A 16,567-nucleotide genomic window follows, 5' to 3' on the forward strand; every position below is an offset into this window, starting at 1 on the left:
CCTGTTTTAATGAACTAAATTACTGCTAACCTATCCCTGCAAAAAGAATCGGAAAGCCGGATTATCTGACTCATTGTGGCAGTCATAACCCAGCGCCGAAAGATTCTTCTCGAACTCAGGCTCTTGATCCGTCAACTCAAACGCGGCCAACACGCGACCAAAGTCGGTGCCATGGCTGCGATAATGGAACAGAGAAATATTCCAGTGCGTGCCCAGCGTGTGCAGGAATTTCAGCAATGCGCCAGGAGACTCCGGGAATTCAAAGCTGTAAAGACGCTCACGCAGAGGCTTGCTCGGACGACCGCCAACCATATAGCGCACGTGCAGTTTCGCCATCTCGTCGTCGGACAAATCCACGACCTGATAGCCACCCTCGTTGAGCAAATCGATAATTTCTTTGCGCTCGGCGTGCCCGCGCGTCAGACGAACGCCAACAAAAATGCAGGCATTATCGGCATCGGCATAGCGATAGTTGAACTCAGTCACTGAGCGACCACCAAGTAACTGGCAGAAATTCAGGAAACTGCCTTTGCGCTCGGGGATAGTTACCGCCAGCAAGGCTTCACGCTGCTCTCCCAGCTCACAACGCTCTGAAACATAACGCAAAGCATGGAAGTTGAGATTGGCACCTGACAACACATGAGCCAAACGTTCGCCCTGAATATTATGCTCTTGCACATATTTCTTCAGACCGGCGAGGGCCAAAGCGCCGGAAGGCTCGGCGATAGCGCGCACGTCTTCGAACAAGTCTTTAACCGCCGCGCAAATTGCATCGCTGTCGACGGTGATGACGTCATCGAGATATTCACGGCACAGGCGGAAGGTTTCGTTACCGATACGCTTAACGGCTACGCCTTCGGCAAACAGCCCGACGCGCGCCAGATCCACCGGCTCACCGGCATCCAGCGCCGCACGCAGGCAGGCAGAGTCTTCGGCTTCAACACCGATAACCTTGATTTGCGGCATCAGTTGCTTAATCAATACCGCCACACCTGCCGCCAGACCGCCGCCGCCGACCGGAACAAACACCCGGTCGAGGTGCGCATCTTGTTGCAGCAACTCCATCGCCAGCGTTCCCTGCCCGGCGATCACCGCCGGATGGTCAAACGGTGGCACAAAGGTCATGCCCTGAGACAGTGACAGCTCAATCGCTTTGGCTTTTGCTTCGTCGAAATTAGCTCCGTGCAGCAGCACTTCGCCGCCAAAATTACGCACGGCGTCAACTTTGATATCGGCGGTCGCCACCGGCATCACAATCAGTGCTTTTATCCCTTTTCGGGTGGCTGACAAGGCAACGCCCTGAGCATGGTTACCGGCCGAAGCTGTAATCACGCCGCGCGCCGCTTGCTCTTCAGTCAATCCGGCAATCATTGCGTAGGCGCCGCGCAGTTTAAAACTGTGCACCGCCTGACGGTCTTCACGTTTCACCAGGATTACGTTATCCAGGCGAGTCGAGATTTTTTCCATGACCTGTAACGGGGTGACTTGCGCCACCTCATAAACGGGTGCTCGCAACACTGCGCGCAGATATTCTGCACCGCAGGGTTGGTCCGGCAGTGGTTGTGATACCGCCATGCAGTTAGCCTCCCAGCTTACTCTTATCGCGAATTGCACCTTTGTCGGCACTGGTTGCCAGCAATGCATAGGCGCGCAGAGCGTAGGAAACTTCACGCACACGATTTTTTGGCGTCCAGGCTTTATCACCACGGGCCAATTCGATTTCACGACGTGCAGCCAGTTCACTGTCAGCGACATCCAGCACCATGCTGCGGTTTGGAATGTCGATGTCAATCATGTCGCCTTCTTCGATCAGCGCAATCAGGCCACCGTTGCCCGCTTCCGGAGAAACGTGGCCAATTGACAGACCTGAAGTACCACCGGAGAAACGGCCATCGGTAATAAGCGCACAGGCTTTGCCCAGACCCATGGATTTAAGATAGGTGGTCGGATACAGCATTTCCTGCATGCCCGGCCCGCCTTTAGGCCCTTCGTAACGGATAACAACCACGTCACCGGCAACCACTTTACCGCCAAGGATCCCTTCAACCGCTGCATCCTGACTTTCAAATACTTTAGCCGGGCCACGGAAGGTCAGGTTTTCTTCATCAACGCCTGCGGTTTTAACAATGCTACCGTCAACCGCCATGTTGCCGTAAAGCACGGCCAGGCCGCCTTCGGTGCTGAACGCGTGTTCGATGGAACGAATACAGCCTTCGGCGCGGTCGTCATCCAGCGTGTCCCAACGGCAATCCTGTGAGAAAGCCTTGGTGGTGCGGATACCGGCAGGGCCTGCGCGGAACATCTTTTTAACGGCTTCGTCTTCGGTCAGCATGATGTCGTATTTTTTCAGCGTTTCCGGGAATTTCATTTCCAGAACGTTGCTCACATCGCGATTCATCAGGCCAGCGCGGTCAAGCTCGCCCAGAATGGCCCATACGCCACCCGCGCGGTGAACGTCTTCCATGTGATATTTCGGGGTGCTCGGTGCCACTTTACACAGGTGAGGAACCTTGCGGGACAGCGCATCGATGTCAGTCATGTTGAAATCAATATCGCCTTCCTGCGCCGCGGCCAGCAGGTGCAGGATGGTGTTAGTCGAGCCGCCCATCGCGATATCCAGCGTCATGGCGTTTTCGAATGCTGCTTTATTGGCGATGTTGCGTGGTAATACGCTTTCATCGTCATTTTCGTAATAACGTTTTGCCAGACTAACGATGCGGGTACCGGCAGACAGGAACAGATCTTTACGGTCGGCATGGGTCGCCAGCAGTGAACCATTGGCCGGCTGGGACAGGCCCAGAACTTCGGTCAGACAGTTCATCGAGTTTGCGGTAAACATCCCGGAGCAAGAACCACAGGTCGGACAGGCAGAACGTTCGATCTGTGCGCTGTCTGCGTCGCTGACTTTAGGGTTTGCACCTTGGATCATCGCGTCAACCAGGTCGAGCTTGATGATTTTGTCAGACAGCTTGGTTTTACCGGCTTCCATCGGGCCACCGGAAACAAAGATCACCGGAATGTTAAGGCGCAGCGCGGCCATCAGCATCCCCGGGGTGATTTTGTCACAGTTGGAGATACAAACCATGGCATCGGCGCAGTGCGCGTTTACCATGTACTCCACCGAGTCGGCGATCAGCTCACGCGAAGGCAGTGAATACAGCATGCCACCATGACCCATGGCAATCCCGTCATCCACGGCGATAGTGTTGAACTCTTTGGCAACACCGCCGCAGGCTTCGATCTGCTCGGCAACCAGTTTACCCATGTCGCGCAAGTGAACGTGACCCGGGACGAACTGAGTAAAGGAGTTGACGACGGCGATAATCGGTTTGTTGAAATCGTCATCGGTCATCCCGGTAGCGCGCCATAATGCGCGGGCGCCGGCCATATTTCGGCCTTGAGTCGTGGTAGCGGAACGTAACTTTGGCATGCTCTATTTACTCCAATTAATACTTTTTACAGGCGACGTAATCGCCGCCTGCCTAATAGGGTTTTATCGTTGTTATGGGTTAACTTGGTCCAACCAGCCGTACTTGTCTTCGGTTTCGCCGGTGAACAGGCCGAAGAATGCGCTCTGGATTTTCTCGGTAATCGGACCACGTTTGCCCGCGCCAACCTGAATGCCGTCTACGCTGCGAACCGGGGTGATTTCGGCTGCAGTACCCGACATAAACACTTCGTCAGCCAGGTACAGGGATTCACGAGACAGCACCTGCTCGCGAACTTCGATACCCAAGTCTTTCGCCAGTTTGATGATTGCATCACGGGTGATACCTGGCAGAGCAGAAGAGGTAAACGGCGGAGTAAACAGGATACCGTCTTTCACTTCGAACAGGTTTTCGCCTGCGCCTTCGGAAACATAACCGTTAACGTCCAGGGCAATACCTTCCTGATAACCGTGACGGCGCGCTTCGCTACCCACCAGCAGTGAGGACAGGTAGTTACCACCGGCTTTCGCTGCGGTTGGAATGGTGTTGGCCGCAACGCGGTTCCATGAAGAAACCATTGCATCGATACCGTTTTCCAGCGCTTCTGCACCAAGGTACGCGCCCCATGGGAACGCCGCAATGATCACGTCAGTTTCATAACCGTCCGGTGGGTTCACGCCCAGACCCACGTCGCCAACGAATACCAGTGGGCGGATATAGGCGCTTTTCAGGTTGTTTTTACGCAGCACGTCGCGGCAGGCTTCCATCAGCTCTTCCACGGACTGTTTAACCGGGAAACGATAGATTTTTGCAGAATCGTGCAAACGCTGCATATGTTCACGATGACGGAAAACTACTGGTCCTTTGTGCGAGTCGTAGCAGCGCACGCCTTCAAATACTGAAGTGCCGTAGTGCAGTGCGTGGGACATTACGCTTACCTTTGCGTCTTCCCATGGAACCATCTCGCCGTTGAACCAAATAAAATCAGCTTTCTTCGTAGACATTCTTCTGTTCCTTACTTACGCGTTGGCGCGTTTTTGTTGGTTAGTTAGTTGTGATGTTTGTTGCTGGACCTCAACACTGGCGACGTCCATAAGTTTGCTCAACTGTACTGACAGTAAATCTACCGACCGCAGGCTGGCAACGGTCAATTCGATATTGATGTTTTCGTTGTTGACCATCTGGCTCATCTTCATGGCGCAGACCTGGAATCCACGGTGACGAACGACGCGCAATACACGCTCCAGCATTTCTGGGCGGAAGCGGGCCTGAATTGAGACGTTATGCTGCATCATGACATTTTCTCCAACATGGTTTCGTTGCCCGCACCCGGTGGTACCAATGGCCAGACATTCTGATTTTCGTCGATGGATACCTGAAGCAGATAAGGACCTTTACTATTGAAGAAGGCGTCCAGAGCATCGTCGACCTGGTCTTTACGGCTGATACGTTGGCCCGGAATATCAAAGGCGCTGGCCAGCGTAATAAAATCGGGGTTATCTGAGAGGTTGGTTTCACTATAGCGTCCATCAAAAAACAGTTCCTGCCACTGTCGAACCATCCCTAATCGCTGGTTATCCAGCAGCAGGATTTTCAGCGGCAACTGTTTTCGCTTGATAGTGCCCAGCTCCTGAACATTCATCATGAATGAACCATCACCAGAAACGCAGATAACCATATCGTCTGGACGTGCAACCTGTGCGCCTACCGCCGCAGGCACACCAAAGCCCATCGTGCCAAGGCCGCTGGAAGTGATGAAATTCTCTGGACGAGAGAATGTCATATGCTGCGCAGTCCACATTTGATGCTGGCCCACGTCAGTTGTCACCACGGTGTTGGCGTCCATACGATCGGAAACTTGTTTCAGCAGCAGCGGGGCAAAAATCGCTTCGCCCGGGTGGTCATAACGCCACTCGCCTGCCGCTTTCATGGTCATGACTTCGTCACGCCATGCACTGATTGAACATTGCTGTTCCAGCGCAGGCAACATCGCAGGCAAAGAGCCCTGCAACGCAACGTGCGCCTGGCGCAATTTATTTAATTCAGCCGGATCGATATCCATGTGGATAACGCTGGCGTTTGGCGCGAAGGTGTTGAGCTTGCCGGTTACGCGGTCATCGAAACGCGCGCCAACGGCAATCAACAGGTCACAGGACTGAACTGCCAGATTGGCAGCCTTGGTGCCGTGCATGCCCAACATTCCCAGATAACACGGGTCGTTGGCATCAGGTGCGCCCAATCCTTTAAGTGTAGCAACGCACGGGATTCCCGTGGCACGAATAAACGAACGCAGAGCGGGAACCGCACCGGCCATACCGACGCCACCGCCGACATAAAGCATCGGTTTTTGCGCCTTGGCAATCATTTCATAAGCTTGCGCCAGTTCAGCGGTTGGATGAGGCATTTCCTGCTCAACTGGCATCAGGTGCGGTGCTAAATCGGCAACCGCCAATTGGATATCTTTAGGGATATCAACCAGAACCGGCCCCGGACGACCGCTGCTGGCGATAGCAAACGCTTCAGCCATGATTTCCGGCAGCGCTTCCAGTGACTCAACCAGGAAGCTATGTTTGGTGCAGGCCAGAGACAGGCCCAGCACGTCAATTTCCTGAAAAGCATCGGTGCCGATAAAGGCGGAACCTACCTGACCGGTGATTGCCACAATCGGAACGGAGTCCATCAATGCGTCGGCGAGACCAGTAATCAGGTTGGTCGCACCCGGACCCGAAGTGGCGATACACACGCCAACTTTGCCGGTCGAGCGCGCGTAACCGATGGCAGCCATCGCCGCGCCTTGCTCATGACGGCACAGTAGGTGTTCCACGCCGCCGTCGTAGAGTGCATCGTATACCGGCATGATTGCTCCGCCAGGATAGCCGAAGACCATATCCACCCCTTGCGAACGCAACGCTTGTACTACCCACTGTGCTCCATTCATCTTTATTCTCCTGCCTTTTGACTACAAGCGCAGAACATTATGCTGTTGTTCATATTTTCTTCCGCCTCATTCCGCTAAAAATTAACCTGACCAAAAAAAAACCCCCGGACCTTTCGGTGCGGGGGTTCTTTTCAGGTTCAGGCTTGTTTAGTAAGCCTTTCTTCGTCCAAGTGCAGCCCCGCACGGTGGGATAATAATCACCACCACACGAATAACGACTAGGCTTAGCACACGGACGAGAGCTTTCATTTTTTGGTTTCTTAAATTCTTGTTTCGAACGATTGCCTACAGAGTTATCACAGTTAGATAAGCAAAGACAACACTTTTCTTACGTTATCATCTAAGGCGACTGTGCAACAAATCTAGAAAAACTTAGCGTTTTCAGGTGCTCGAGCTGACATTTGCCTCTTTAGCATTTGATGCGGCATTTATGACCTTGCCTCGAGTATCGCGTCCGAAGAACACCAGCACCGAGATCACAATCGCCACCGTTCCGGCGACCATCGCCATCCCTAATCCATAGTTGTGACCATGACTTTCGGCAATATAAACCTGCAACGTTGCATTCACGGAGGCTATCAGATTACCCAATTGATAAACGAAGCCTGGAAGCACGGCCCGCGTGTTGTCCGGCACCAGCTCGGTAAGATAGCTCGGGATCACACCCCACGCTCCCTGAACCATAAACTGCATCAGGAAAGCACCCAGCCCCAGCATCCATGAACCTCCGGCAAATGCCCACAGCGGCAGTACAGGCAGCGACAGCAACGCGGCAATGATAATCGCTTTCTTACGTCCGATTCGCTCGGACAAGACCCCAAATGTTACTCCCCCCATAATCGATGCGATGTTGTAACAGATAGCGATGATGCTGACAGTGTGGGCATCAAAACCGTGTTGAACCTTGAGGAAGGTCGGATAGAGATCCTGCGTACCGTGGCTGAAGAAGTTAAACGCCGCCATCAACACCACCAGATAAACACACAGCTTCCAGTGCGTTTTTAGCGCTGGCAGCAGCGCGGTACTTTCATGACGCTCGCGGGCCGCCAGCCACACCGGTGACTCTTGAACCTTGAAGTAGATAAACGGCAGCAGGAAGATCGGCACGGCGCCAATAACAAACATTCCACGCCAGCCCACTACGCTGAACAGTAAACCGTAAACCACGCCCGCCAACAGATAACCAAACGGATAACCGGCCTGGAAAATCCCGGACATCAGCCCGCGTGAACGGTCTGGGATAGTTTCCATTGCCAGCGAAGAAGCCACACCCCATACCCCGCCCATCGCCACGCCATAAATTACACGCAGGATCAGGAAAACGGTCAGTGAAGGGGCGGCAGCGGTACAGAGCTCAAAGAAGGAGAAGAACAGAATGTTGACCATTAACACCGGCTTGCGGCCATATTTCTCTGCCGCGCGGCCAAACAGCAATGCCCCGATCGGTCGTACTGCCAGGGTCAACAGAATGGCCAGTGTGACTTCTTTAATATCAACGTGATAGGAGCTAGCAATATCACTCAATAAAAAGACCAGAAGGAAAAAGTCAAAAGCATCCAGTGTCCAACTCAGAAAACTGGCAATGGCGACGTTACGTTGCCGGGGAGTCCAACCAAACATGTGATTTACCTTATTCTAATAGGCAGGGGAATGAACGCTACAGGGAAGATGGTTTTGTTTCTTTATTGTTAAATACACAAGTTTAATTAATACACGCGGTATAAATTACCAGCAAGATTAATAGCTGGCTAATTTGTATCCAAAAAAGGCTAACTGTTAATAGGTATTTCCAGACATTTGGAGAGACGTCTCAATTTCTTGCACGAGGTATGAATTTGCTGAGATTTTTTGCGGCACGTCGCGGGAAAAATGTTTTAGCCGATAGGGTCATAAGCCGTTAATCGACATACTGAATTTTTCACCGCTACAGGAAAGCTTCATGTCGATGTCGGTTATTAATACCCGGGCTTCATTGGGCGTGGTCGCTCCGCGCGTATCTATCGAGGTACACATCAGTAACGGCCTACCCGCCCTCACGTTGGTGGGTTTACCTGAGACCACGGTCAAAGAGGCGCGCGACAGAGTTCGCAGCGCGTTGATCAATTGCGGATTCACTTTCCCCTCCAAGCGTATCACGGTGAATCTGGCACCCGCTGACTTGCCCAAAGAAGGCGGCCGTTACGATCTCCCCATCGCTCTGGCAATTCTGGCGGCCTCTGAGCAGCTTGCTTCCGACAAGCTAGGACAGTATGAGTTTATTGGTGAGTTAGGGCTTTCTGGCGCGTTACGCGGCGTTAACGGTGCTATTCCAGCTGCGATGGCAGCAAAAAACTCAGGACGCAGATTAATATTACCCGTCGATAATCAACAAGAAATGCAGCTGCTTGCGGCCGATACCGTATGGCTGGCCGACCACCTGTTGCAAGTGTGCGCGTTTTTGCAGAGCAGCGGATCATTGGTGGCGGTTGAAAGTCATGACGCAGAAAGAGGCAGTGAAACTTCGCACCAACCCGAGGTCGGCGATCTCAATGAGATCATGGGTCAGGAACAGTCCAAACGAGCATTAGAGATTGCTGCTGCAGGAGGCCATAATCTTTTACTTTTGGGGCCACCCGGTACCGGAAAAACCATGCTTGCCAGTCGATTACCTGGAATTCTGCCAGCACTGACGCAGCAGGAGGCGCTGGAAACCGCAGCCATCGCCAGCCTGATTTATTCACCCGGGCAACCAGACGGGCAAAGCGGTAGAAGCGTGGCTTTTACCCGCCAACGGCCATTTCGCGCACCGCACCACAGCGTTTCGCTGCATGCTCTGGTCGGCGGCGGTTCGATCCCCAGGCCAGGAGAGATTTCTCTGGCACATAACGGCGTGCTGTTTCTCGATGAGTTGCCGGAATTCGAAAGAAGAGTGCTGGATGCCCTGCGACAACCCATGGAGTCGGGAGAAATCACTATTTCTCGCACCCGCGCCAAAGTGGATTTTCCGGCGCGGATACAGCTTATCGCCGCCATGAATCCCAGCCCGACCGGGCATTATCAAGGGCAGCACAGCCGCACGCCGCCGCATCAGATCCTGCGCTATCTCAGCCGTTTGTCCGGCCCGTTCCTTGATAGATTCGATTTATCTCTTGAAGTCCCTTTGCTGCCGCCGGGTTTATTAAGCAAGCAGCATCAGCAAACTTCGCAAATATCCCAGGAAAGCAGCGCGCAGGTGCGTGTTCGAGTACAGGCTGCAAGAGAGCTGCAACTGGGGCGTGCCGGGAAATTAAATGCGCATTTAAGCAGCCGTGAAGTGCAGCAGTTCTGCCAATTAACTCAAGAAGATGCAGAGTTTCTGGAAAATGTGTTACAAAAGCTGGGAATGTCGGTGCGGGCATGGCATCGAATATTGAAAGTCGCGCGTACGTTAGCGGATCTCAATAAGCAGGCGAACATAGAAAAAGCGCAGATTTCTGAAGCATTAAGCTATCGTTGTATGGATCGACTACTGTTAACATTGCATAAAAATTTGGCATAAAAAACGGGGACAAGCCCCGTTTTATTAATCGTCGCTGTCAGTGTAATCTTCCACCGCGTCAGCCTGCGGTTTTCCGCCTGACAACGTATGGAATTTCTTGGGACGACGAGTGCGGATAATATATTTGTTCCACACTTTTTCAGCTTCGGTTGCTGGCTCGCGGGTACCGCGGCAAACATCCAGAAACAGCTTTTCTTCTTCGGTTGCCGGTTCGCGTTTTCCCAGGTCCAGCTCGTTGAAAGCATAGCCGTAACGCTCCAGCAATTGCGCTTCCTTGATGGTGAAGTCGCCATGCCGGGAGAACCCGCGAGGGTAATGTTTATTGTCAAAAAAACGATTTGTCGTGGTGAAGCTTTCCGCCATCTGACACGCTCCTAATTCATTCATGGTCGTGCTGTTATGGCGCGGAGTATTAGATAGGCTTGACAATCTGTAAAACAAAACATTTAAATCTTAACGACAAAAAATTTTGGAGATGGTAGTGGACACGGAATTACTGAAAACCTTTTTGGAGGTCAGTAGAACTCGTCACTTTGGTCGGGCGGCTGAATCTCTGTATTTGACACAGTCTGCGGTGAGCTTTCGCATACGCCAGTTGGAGACCCAGCTGGGGGCAAATTTGTTTACCCGTCATAGAAATAACATCCGTTTAACGCCCGCAGGAGAGCGTCTGCTGCCCTATGCAGAAAACCTGATGTCGACGTGGCAATTAGCCAAGAAAGAGGTTGTGCGTTCGCTACAGCACACAGAATTGTCGATTGGTGCCACGGCGTCGTTATGGGAGTCCTATCTGACCCCCTGGCTTCAGGCGCTTTATGAGCAACGAGATTCATTACGACTGGAAGCGAGGGTTGCCCTTCGTCAGTCGTTAGTAAAGCAACTGCATGAAAGACAGCTCGATTTATTGATCACCACTGAACCGCCGAAAATGGATGAACTCTCCAGTCAGCTGTTGGGTAATTTTTCGTTACGTCTTTTTTGCTCGCATAAAAAAGACAAAACAGCACAAGGTGCATATATCAGGCTGGAATGGGGAGCTGATTTCCCGCAGCAGGAAAGCCGCATGCAAGCCAGCGATCAGGAGCCGGTACTGACTACCACCTCGGCGCATCTGACAAGACAGCTGCTTGAGACTACGGGCGGATGTGCCTTCCTCCCAAGTCATTGGGAGAAAGAATATCCTCACCTGTCGATTTATCCTGACGTGCCGCCGGTAATCAGGCCGCTGTATGCCGTCTGGCTACAAAACAGCGACCAGCAAGTGTTGATCCGCCAATTGCTTAAAACCCCAATGGACACCCGTAATTAAAACGACGTTCGATAAAGATCACGTCGTTTTAAGTTCAGGATGACGGGCGCGACGTGTGGTCCAGTAAGAACCCATGCCTTTTTGCAACGCGATGAAGATAAACAGTAGAATGCCCATGACAATTTTGGTCCACCATGAACTTAGCGTGCCGTCGAAAGTGATATAGGTCTGAATCAGGCCCTGGATCATCACACCAAACAGACTGCCAAGCACGGTGCCTACACCACCGCTGAGCAGGGTTCCGCCAATGACCACGGCGGCAATGGCATCAAGCTCAACTCCGCTGGCAGCCAGGGCATAGCCTGCCGAAGTGTAGAGCGAGAAAATAATGCCAGAGAGCACTGCCAGAGAACAGGACAGCATGTAGATGTAAATCGTAGTTCGACGGACCGGAACCCCCATTAGCCCTGCAGAATGGGTATTGCCACCAATCGCGTAAACGTTGTTACCGAAACGCGTTCTGTGCGCCAGAATAATCCCCACAGCCACTACGCAGAGCATCACTAGCGCCAACAGAGTGAATCGCCCTCCTCCGGGCACCTTCCAGGCATAGTTTGCCAGTGTGGCGTACAGCGGATGGTTGATAGGCAATGACTCTTCAGACACGATAAAACTCATCCCGCGAATAAAGAACATTCCCGCGAGCGTGATGATAAAAGCTGGCAGTTTTAGGGTATCGATAATCCAGCCCATCACAGCGCCAAACATCGCGCCCATTACCAACACGATGGCAAATGCATAAAATGGCGGAACACCGTATTGGCCAATCAGCTTAGCCAACGCCACGCCGGTAAAAGCGATGACGGAACCCACGGAGAGATCAATACCACCAGACAAGATAACAAAAGTCATGCCAACGGCGACAATCCCCAGAAAGGCATTATCGGTGAGCAGATCGCAAATAACGCGGGTCGATGCAAAGCCGGGGAACTGTGTGAAGCAGTAACCGTAACCCGCAAGAAACACCAAAATGGTAATCAGCAGGGGGAGATTGCGTTTAAGCATTATTCTTTCCTCCGAAACAAGCCGCCAAGAGAAACACGCGGTGACTGGACGACTAATACGGCTAATACCACGACCGCCTTGAGCACCAGATTGAATTCTGGTTGGAATCCGGAGAGCAGGATGCCGGTATTCATTCCCTGAATGATTAGCGCGCCGATAAGCGAAAGCAAAAGGTTAAAGCGCCCCCCCAACAACGAGCCACCACCAATGACTACTGCCAGAATAGCGTCCAGCTCTAGCCAAAGACCGGCATTGTTGGCATCCGCTCCGCGAATATCGGCAGTAACGATCACCCCCGCAACGGCGGCGCAAACGCCACAAATTACATACACTGCGATCAGCACCAGGCGGGTGTTGACACCAGCGTTGTAGGATGAACGTAAGTTGATACCCACAGACTCGATAAACAGCCCCAAAGCAGTTTTACGAGTCAATAACCACAACAAAAGCAGCATGATGGCGGCAATAATTACCGGCATCGGCAGCGTGAGAAATGCCCCACTGCCAAACTGCGACAGCCCGTTATGTTCGAAGGTGACGATTTGTCCTTGTGTAATAAGTTGTGCAATACCGCGACCGGCGACCATTAGCATCAGGGTAGCGACAATCGGCTGGATTTGTAGCACTGCAACCAGAAAACCGTTCCATAATCCACAGGCAGCCCCAACAGCCACTGCGGCCAGTAATACCGTAATCAGCGGATATCCCTGCACTGTCATGGTAGCCGCCGTAGCGCCAGCAATCGCCATAACTGCACCCACCGAGAGGTCAATCCCTCCGGTGGCAATAACCAGCGTCATACCTAACGCCAGGATCGCAACCGGCGCACCGCGATTAAAGATGTCGATCAGGCTGCCAAACAGGCGGCCATCTTGAACGTGAATATTAAAAAACCCGGGTGCGACCAGGCTATCAATAACTAAAATAGCCAGAAATGCCCCGACCTGTGTGGAACCTTTGGGGAATACCCAGCGCACTTTGCGCGGTCCTCGCGTCATCGGCAGACTCCTGTTGGTCATGGAAATCTCCTTACTGAACCGCAATGGCAGTCATGATGGCCGGAACCGAAATCTGGTCCTGCTCGATTTGTGTAATATGGCGTCTGTCGCGCAGCACCACGATGCGGTCGGCATACCCGGCCAGCTCTTCCAGCTCCGATGAGATAACCAGCAGTGCCAGACCTTCGTCGCAGAGTTTCTCAATCAGCCGGATAATCTCGGCGTGCGCACCAACGTCGATACCGCGCGTCGGTTCATCAAGAATCAGGAAACGAGGATTGGTCGCCAGCCAGCGCGAAAGAATAACCTTTTGCTGATTCCCGCCGGACAAATACTGGATTTCCTGCTCGCCGCCGGGAGTCCGAATCCCTAGTAATTTTATAAACTTGTCGGCAATCTGATTCTGCTCTTTCATCGACAAAGGACGCAGCCAGCCGCGCTGGGCCTGTAAAGCCAGAATAATGTTTTCACGCACCGTAGCGGCACCGATAATCCCGTCTGTTTTACGATCTTCAGGGCAATAGCCAAAACCGAGTTTTGCCGCCTTGCGTGGGTTTTTAATCTTCACGTTCTGCCCGTTCACTTTTGCCGTGCCGGTATCATGACTTTTAATCCCGAAGATCAGCTGCGCGGTTTCTGTGCGACCCGAACCTAGTAAGCCGGCAAGCCCGACAATCTCACCGCGTCGGACCTTAAGGTCAAAATTCTCTACCAGTCCGCGTCGACCATAGTCTTTAAAATCGACCAGCGGCTCGCCACTCACGGCGCGATGTTCGCTTCGTTTTAGCAATGCTTCGTCAAAACTGTGTCCCAGCATCATGGGCACTAATTCGATACGCGGCAGGTCTTTAGTTGCCTCTGAGCCGACCAGTTTGCCATTGCGTAGCACAGTGATTCGATCGCTGATGCGATAAACCTGATCCAGAAAATGGGTGACAAATACCATGCCCATTCCGCGATCACGCAGCTGCATCAGGATCTCGAGCAGCATGCTGACTTCTTTCGCATCCAGGCTGGCTGTGGGTTCGTCGAGAATCAACACCTGTGCCGATAGGTCAACTGCCCGGGCGATGGCGACAATTTGCTGGATAGCGATGGAATAGGTGGCAAGCGGCTGGCTGACGTCGAGATTCAGCCCATAGCCTGAAAGCAGAGTGCGCGCCTGCTGGTCCATCTTGCGTTGATTGACCAGCCCAAAACGCGTTGGCTCGCGACCAATAAACAGATTTGCTGCCACCGAAATATTGGGCAGCAGGTTTACTTCCTGATAAACCGTCCCAATCCCCAGCGCCTGCGCGTGTGCGGTATTGGTCGCTTCGATAGGCTGACCGTTAAGATAAACGGTACCTTCCGAGCGCTTATAAACGCCGGTTAGCGCTTTGATCATTGTTGATTTACCGGCACCGTTCTCGCCAAGTAAAGCGACAATTTCGCCGCGATTGAGCGTGAAGTCGACCTTTTCCAATGCTTTAACACCAGGAAACTCCACCGACAGGCCGCGGACTTCAAGAAGGGTTGCTGATTGAAGATTATCCATGAGCGTCTTTACCCCGACTACATGCGCACATAACCGCTGAATGTGCAAAATGGGATGAGAAAACCGGCTCTGATTTTTTGCGCTCAGAGCCGATGGACAGGCTTAGTAGCCCATGTCTTTCTTCATGTCATACTCTTTTTGTGCCGCGTCTGGCAGGACCAGAGTCGACTGCGTCTGGATAAATTTCGGAGGTTGAGTACCGTCTTTTTTCATCTTGATAAGCGCGTCGAATGCTGGACCAGCCATATTTGGTGTCAACTCAACAGACGCATTAGACTCGCCGTTAAGCATTGCTTTATAGATATCAGGAACGCCGTCGATTGATACAACCTTGATTTGCGAACCCGGTTTCAGACCGGCTTCTTTAATAGCCTGAATGGCACCGATTGCCATGTCATCGTTGTGCGCATATACCGCGCAAATGTTTTTGCCGTTCTGCTCTGCCTTGATAAAGCTTTCCATAACTTCTTTGCCCTTGCTGCGGGTGAAGTCACCGGATTGCGAACGGATGATTTTTACATTAGGTGCTGCTTTTAGGGCATCGGCAAAACCTTGCTTACGATTCAGTGCCACGCTGGCACCGACCGTGCCCTGTAATTCAACAACGTTACACGGTTTACCGGCTACTTCTTTAACCAACCAGTCACCTGCAACCTTACCTTCGTGCACGCTATCTGAGGCTACAGCGGCGGTGTAAAGTGTTGGATCGCTGACTTCAATTGTACGGTCTAACAAGAATACCGGGATCTTGGCCTCTTTGGCTTCAGTAAGGACAGGAGCCCAACCCGTTGCGACGACTGGGGCAATGAAAATAGCGTCAACGCCTTGCGCGATAAAGGAACGTATCGCTTTGATTTGATTCTCTTGTTTCTGTTGTGCATCGGCAATTTTCAGGGTAATGCCACGTTTTTGCGCTTCAAGTTTGGCCACTTTGGTTTCAGCCGATCGCCAGCCTGACTCAGAGCCGATTTGAGAAAATCCAACCACTAGAGGTGCCGCATGGGCGGCTCCACAAAATGCCGTTGCGACCGCTGCTGCCAGTAAGAGACGTTTATACATTGTTATTTCCTCACGCGTAGTCTGAGCTACTTTTTGTTGAGTCTTGTAGGGTGCGGCATAGAAAGATACTAAAACCGAGTTTCCCAAGTGAACATAACTTCACCAGGCGACACTTAGTTTTAGCGCATTGCAAAAACGGTGGGTTGAGCACGGTCACATAGATGATTAACAATCGATTCGTACATGTATTCAGCTAAAAAATGACAACTTTTAAGCAGTGAATATGGACAAATCGTGCAGACGGCGAGGGTTAGCAGAAATTATGTGCAAATTCTTGGAGGGAAAATCGGCATTTTCAGGAATTTAAGACGAAAAAAAACCCCTCGCTTTCGCGAAGGGTTTTAATATGGCAGGGGCGGAGAGATTCGAACTCGCGACACCCGGTTTTGGAGACCGGTGCTCTACCAACTGAGCTACGCCCCTAAATCAACTTACTATTATGCCTGCTAAATTTTAGCAGGCATAATCTTAATAATTGGCGGAACGGACGGGGCTCGAACCCGCGACCCCCTGCGTGACAGGCAGGTATTCTAACCAACTGAACTACCGCTCCACCGGTTCTTTCACTCACAACAGACAATCGGTCTGTTATCAGTTTGTCTTCGTTAATATTCCTTGTCAGGGGAATTGAAGACTAATTTGATGCCTGGCAGTTTATGTATGACGCCGTCATACACCCTTCGGGCCGTTGCAAGCAACGTGCTAAAAGCGTTGCTTTTAGTCCTACTCTCTTACTCGAGCAGGCAACTTCCCTACTACTACACAGTACTACTTTT

14 protein-coding genes and 2 tRNA genes are annotated in these 16,567 nt (G+C 52.1%); 2 read left to right on the forward strand and 14 right to left on the reverse strand.

Annotated features, from left to right (window positions below; translation table 11 throughout):
* Positions 1–30: 30 nt before the first annotated feature.
* The 7 genes from ilvA to SPM24T3_RS16275 all read right to left on the reverse strand — a co-directional run bounded on the left by ilvA (position 31) and on the right by SPM24T3_RS16275 (position 7,986).
* Complete coding sequence (ilvA, locus tag SPM24T3_RS16250) at positions 31–1,575, reverse strand: threonine ammonia-lyase, biosynthetic (protein WP_009637880.1); 1,545 nt, start codon at positions 1,573–1,575, stop codon at positions 31–33.
* Positions 1,576–1,579: 4 nt separating this feature from the next.
* Positions 1,580–3,430 (reverse strand): dihydroxy-acid dehydratase, encoded by a 1,851-nt coding sequence (gene ilvD, locus SPM24T3_RS16255; protein WP_009637881.1) that lies wholly within the window; start codon positions 3,428–3,430, stop codon positions 1,580–1,582.
* Positions 3,431–3,502: 72 nt separating this feature from the next.
* On the reverse strand, positions 3,503–4,432 hold the full coding sequence (locus tag SPM24T3_RS16260; RefSeq protein WP_009637882.1) for a branched-chain amino acid transaminase: 930 nt from the start codon (positions 4,430–4,432) through the stop codon (positions 3,503–3,505).
* A gap of 15 nt (positions 4,433–4,447) precedes the next feature.
* Positions 4,448–4,723: an acetolactate synthase 2 small subunit gene (gene ilvM / locus SPM24T3_RS16265; protein ID WP_009637883.1), complete on the reverse strand. Its 276-nt coding sequence runs from the start codon at positions 4,721–4,723 to the stop codon at positions 4,448–4,450.
* On the reverse strand, positions 4,720–6,366 hold the full coding sequence (gene ilvG, locus SPM24T3_RS16270) for an acetolactate synthase 2 catalytic subunit (RefSeq protein ID WP_009637884.1): 1,647 nt from the start codon (positions 6,364–6,366) through the stop codon (positions 4,720–4,722). Before ilvG ends, ilvM begins: the two co-directional genes overlap by 4 nt.
* Positions 6,367–6,513: 147 nt before the next feature.
* Entirely contained in the window at positions 6,514–6,615 is a 102-nt protein-coding gene (gene ilvL / locus SPM24T3_RS24785) for an ilv operon leader peptide (protein ID WP_071988444.1), read from the reverse strand.
* A gap of 132 nt (positions 6,616–6,747) precedes the next feature.
* Positions 6,748–7,986, reverse strand: coding sequence for an MFS transporter (locus SPM24T3_RS16275; RefSeq protein WP_009637885.1), 1,239 nt, complete (start codon positions 7,984–7,986; stop codon positions 6,748–6,750).
* A 319-nt stretch (positions 7,987–8,305) separates the two neighbouring features.
* Here SPM24T3_RS16275 and SPM24T3_RS16280 point away from each other — a divergent pair, with 319 nt between their 5' ends.
* A complete protein-coding gene (locus SPM24T3_RS16280; RefSeq protein WP_009637886.1) occupies positions 8,306–9,883 on the forward strand; it encodes a YifB family Mg chelatase-like AAA ATPase in 1,578 nt (525 codons plus the stop codon).
* A gap of 24 nt (positions 9,884–9,907) precedes the next feature.
* Here SPM24T3_RS16280 and SPM24T3_RS16285 read toward each other — a convergent pair whose 3' ends face one another.
* Positions 9,908–10,246 (reverse strand): DUF413 domain-containing protein, encoded by a 339-nt coding sequence (locus SPM24T3_RS16285; protein WP_009637887.1) that lies wholly within the window; start codon positions 10,244–10,246, stop codon positions 9,908–9,910.
* 118 nt (positions 10,247–10,364) lie between these two features.
* On the opposite strand from SPM24T3_RS16285, the gene hdfR reads away from it, so the two are divergent.
* Complete coding sequence (gene hdfR / locus SPM24T3_RS16290) at positions 10,365–11,192, forward strand: HTH-type transcriptional regulator HdfR (RefSeq protein ID WP_009637888.1); 828 nt, start codon at positions 10,365–10,367, stop codon at positions 11,190–11,192.
* Between the two features lie 18 nt (positions 11,193–11,210).
* Here the strand turns inward: hdfR and yjfF are convergent, their stop codons facing one another.
* The 6 genes from yjfF to SPM24T3_RS16320 form a co-directional block, all read right to left on the reverse strand.
* Complete coding sequence (yjfF, locus tag SPM24T3_RS16295) at positions 11,211–12,197, reverse strand: galactofuranose ABC transporter, permease protein YjfF (RefSeq protein ID WP_009637889.1); 987 nt, start codon at positions 12,195–12,197, stop codon at positions 11,211–11,213.
* Complete coding sequence (ytfT, locus tag SPM24T3_RS16300) at positions 12,197–13,216, reverse strand: galactofuranose ABC transporter, ATP-binding protein YtfT (RefSeq protein WP_009637891.1); 1,020 nt, start codon at positions 13,214–13,216, stop codon at positions 12,197–12,199. The genes yjfF and ytfT overlap by 1 nt, the downstream gene beginning before the upstream one ends.
* Positions 13,217–13,226: 10 nt before the next feature.
* Complete coding sequence (ytfR, locus tag SPM24T3_RS16305) at positions 13,227–14,732, reverse strand: galactofuranose ABC transporter, ATP-binding protein YtfR (RefSeq protein WP_009637892.1); 1,506 nt, start codon at positions 14,730–14,732, stop codon at positions 13,227–13,229.
* 102 nt (positions 14,733–14,834) lie between these two features.
* Positions 14,835–15,791 (reverse strand): galactofuranose ABC transporter, galactofuranose-binding protein YtfQ, encoded by a 957-nt coding sequence (gene ytfQ, locus SPM24T3_RS16310; RefSeq protein ID WP_009637893.1) that lies wholly within the window; start codon positions 15,789–15,791, stop codon positions 14,835–14,837.
* Between the two features lie 347 nt (positions 15,792–16,138).
* Positions 16,139–16,214 (reverse strand) — tRNA-Trp (locus SPM24T3_RS16315).
* A 53-nt stretch (positions 16,215–16,267) separates the two neighbouring features.
* Positions 16,268–16,344: transfer RNA gene (locus SPM24T3_RS16320), tRNA-Asp, on the reverse strand.
* Positions 16,345–16,567 lie beyond the last annotated feature (223 nt).

The organism is Serratia sp. M24T3 (assembly GCF_000257645.1).
Classification (GTDB): Bacteria; Pseudomonadota; Gammaproteobacteria; order Enterobacterales; family Enterobacteriaceae; genus Rouxiella.

Coding starts and splice junctions, on each gene's coding strand:
- ilvL (WP_071988444.1), bottom strand. CDS start 6,615: ATGAAAGCTCTCGTCCGTGTGCTAAGCCTAGTCGTTATTCGTGTGGTG.
- SPM24T3_RS16260 (WP_009637882.1), bottom strand. CDS start 4,432: ATGTCTACGAAGAAAGCTGATTTTATTTGGTTCAACGGCGAGATGGTT.
- SPM24T3_RS16275 (WP_009637885.1), bottom strand. CDS start 7,986: ATGTTTGGTTGGACTCCCCGGCAACGTAACGTCGCCATTGCCAGTTTT.
- ilvD (WP_009637881.1), bottom strand. CDS start 3,430: ATGCCAAAGTTACGTTCCGCTACCACGACTCAAGGCCGAAATATGGCC.
- ilvA (WP_009637880.1), bottom strand. CDS start 1,575: ATGGCGGTATCACAACCACTGCCGGACCAACCCTGCGGTGCAGAATAT.
- ilvG (WP_009637884.1), bottom strand. CDS start 6,366: ATGAATGGAGCACAGTGGGTAGTACAAGCGTTGCGTTCGCAAGGGGTG.
- ytfQ (WP_009637893.1), bottom strand. CDS start 15,791: ATGTATAAACGTCTCTTACTGGCAGCAGCGGTCGCAACGGCATTTTGT.
- SPM24T3_RS16280 (WP_009637886.1), top strand. CDS start 8,306: ATGTCGATGTCGGTTATTAATACCCGGGCTTCATTGGGCGTGGTCGCT.
- ilvM (WP_009637883.1), bottom strand. CDS start 4,723: ATGATGCAGCATAACGTCTCAATTCAGGCCCGCTTCCGCCCAGAAATG.
- SPM24T3_RS16285 (WP_009637887.1), bottom strand. CDS start 10,246: ATGGCGGAAAGCTTCACCACGACAAATCGTTTTTTTGACAATAAACAT.
- yjfF (WP_009637889.1), bottom strand. CDS start 12,197: ATGCTTAAACGCAATCTCCCCCTGCTGATTACCATTTTGGTGTTTCTT.
- ytfT (WP_009637891.1), bottom strand. CDS start 13,216: ATGACCAACAGGAGTCTGCCGATGACGCGAGGACCGCGCAAAGTGCGC.
- ytfR (WP_009637892.1), bottom strand. CDS start 14,732: ATGGATAATCTTCAATCAGCAACCCTTCTTGAAGTCCGCGGCCTGTCG.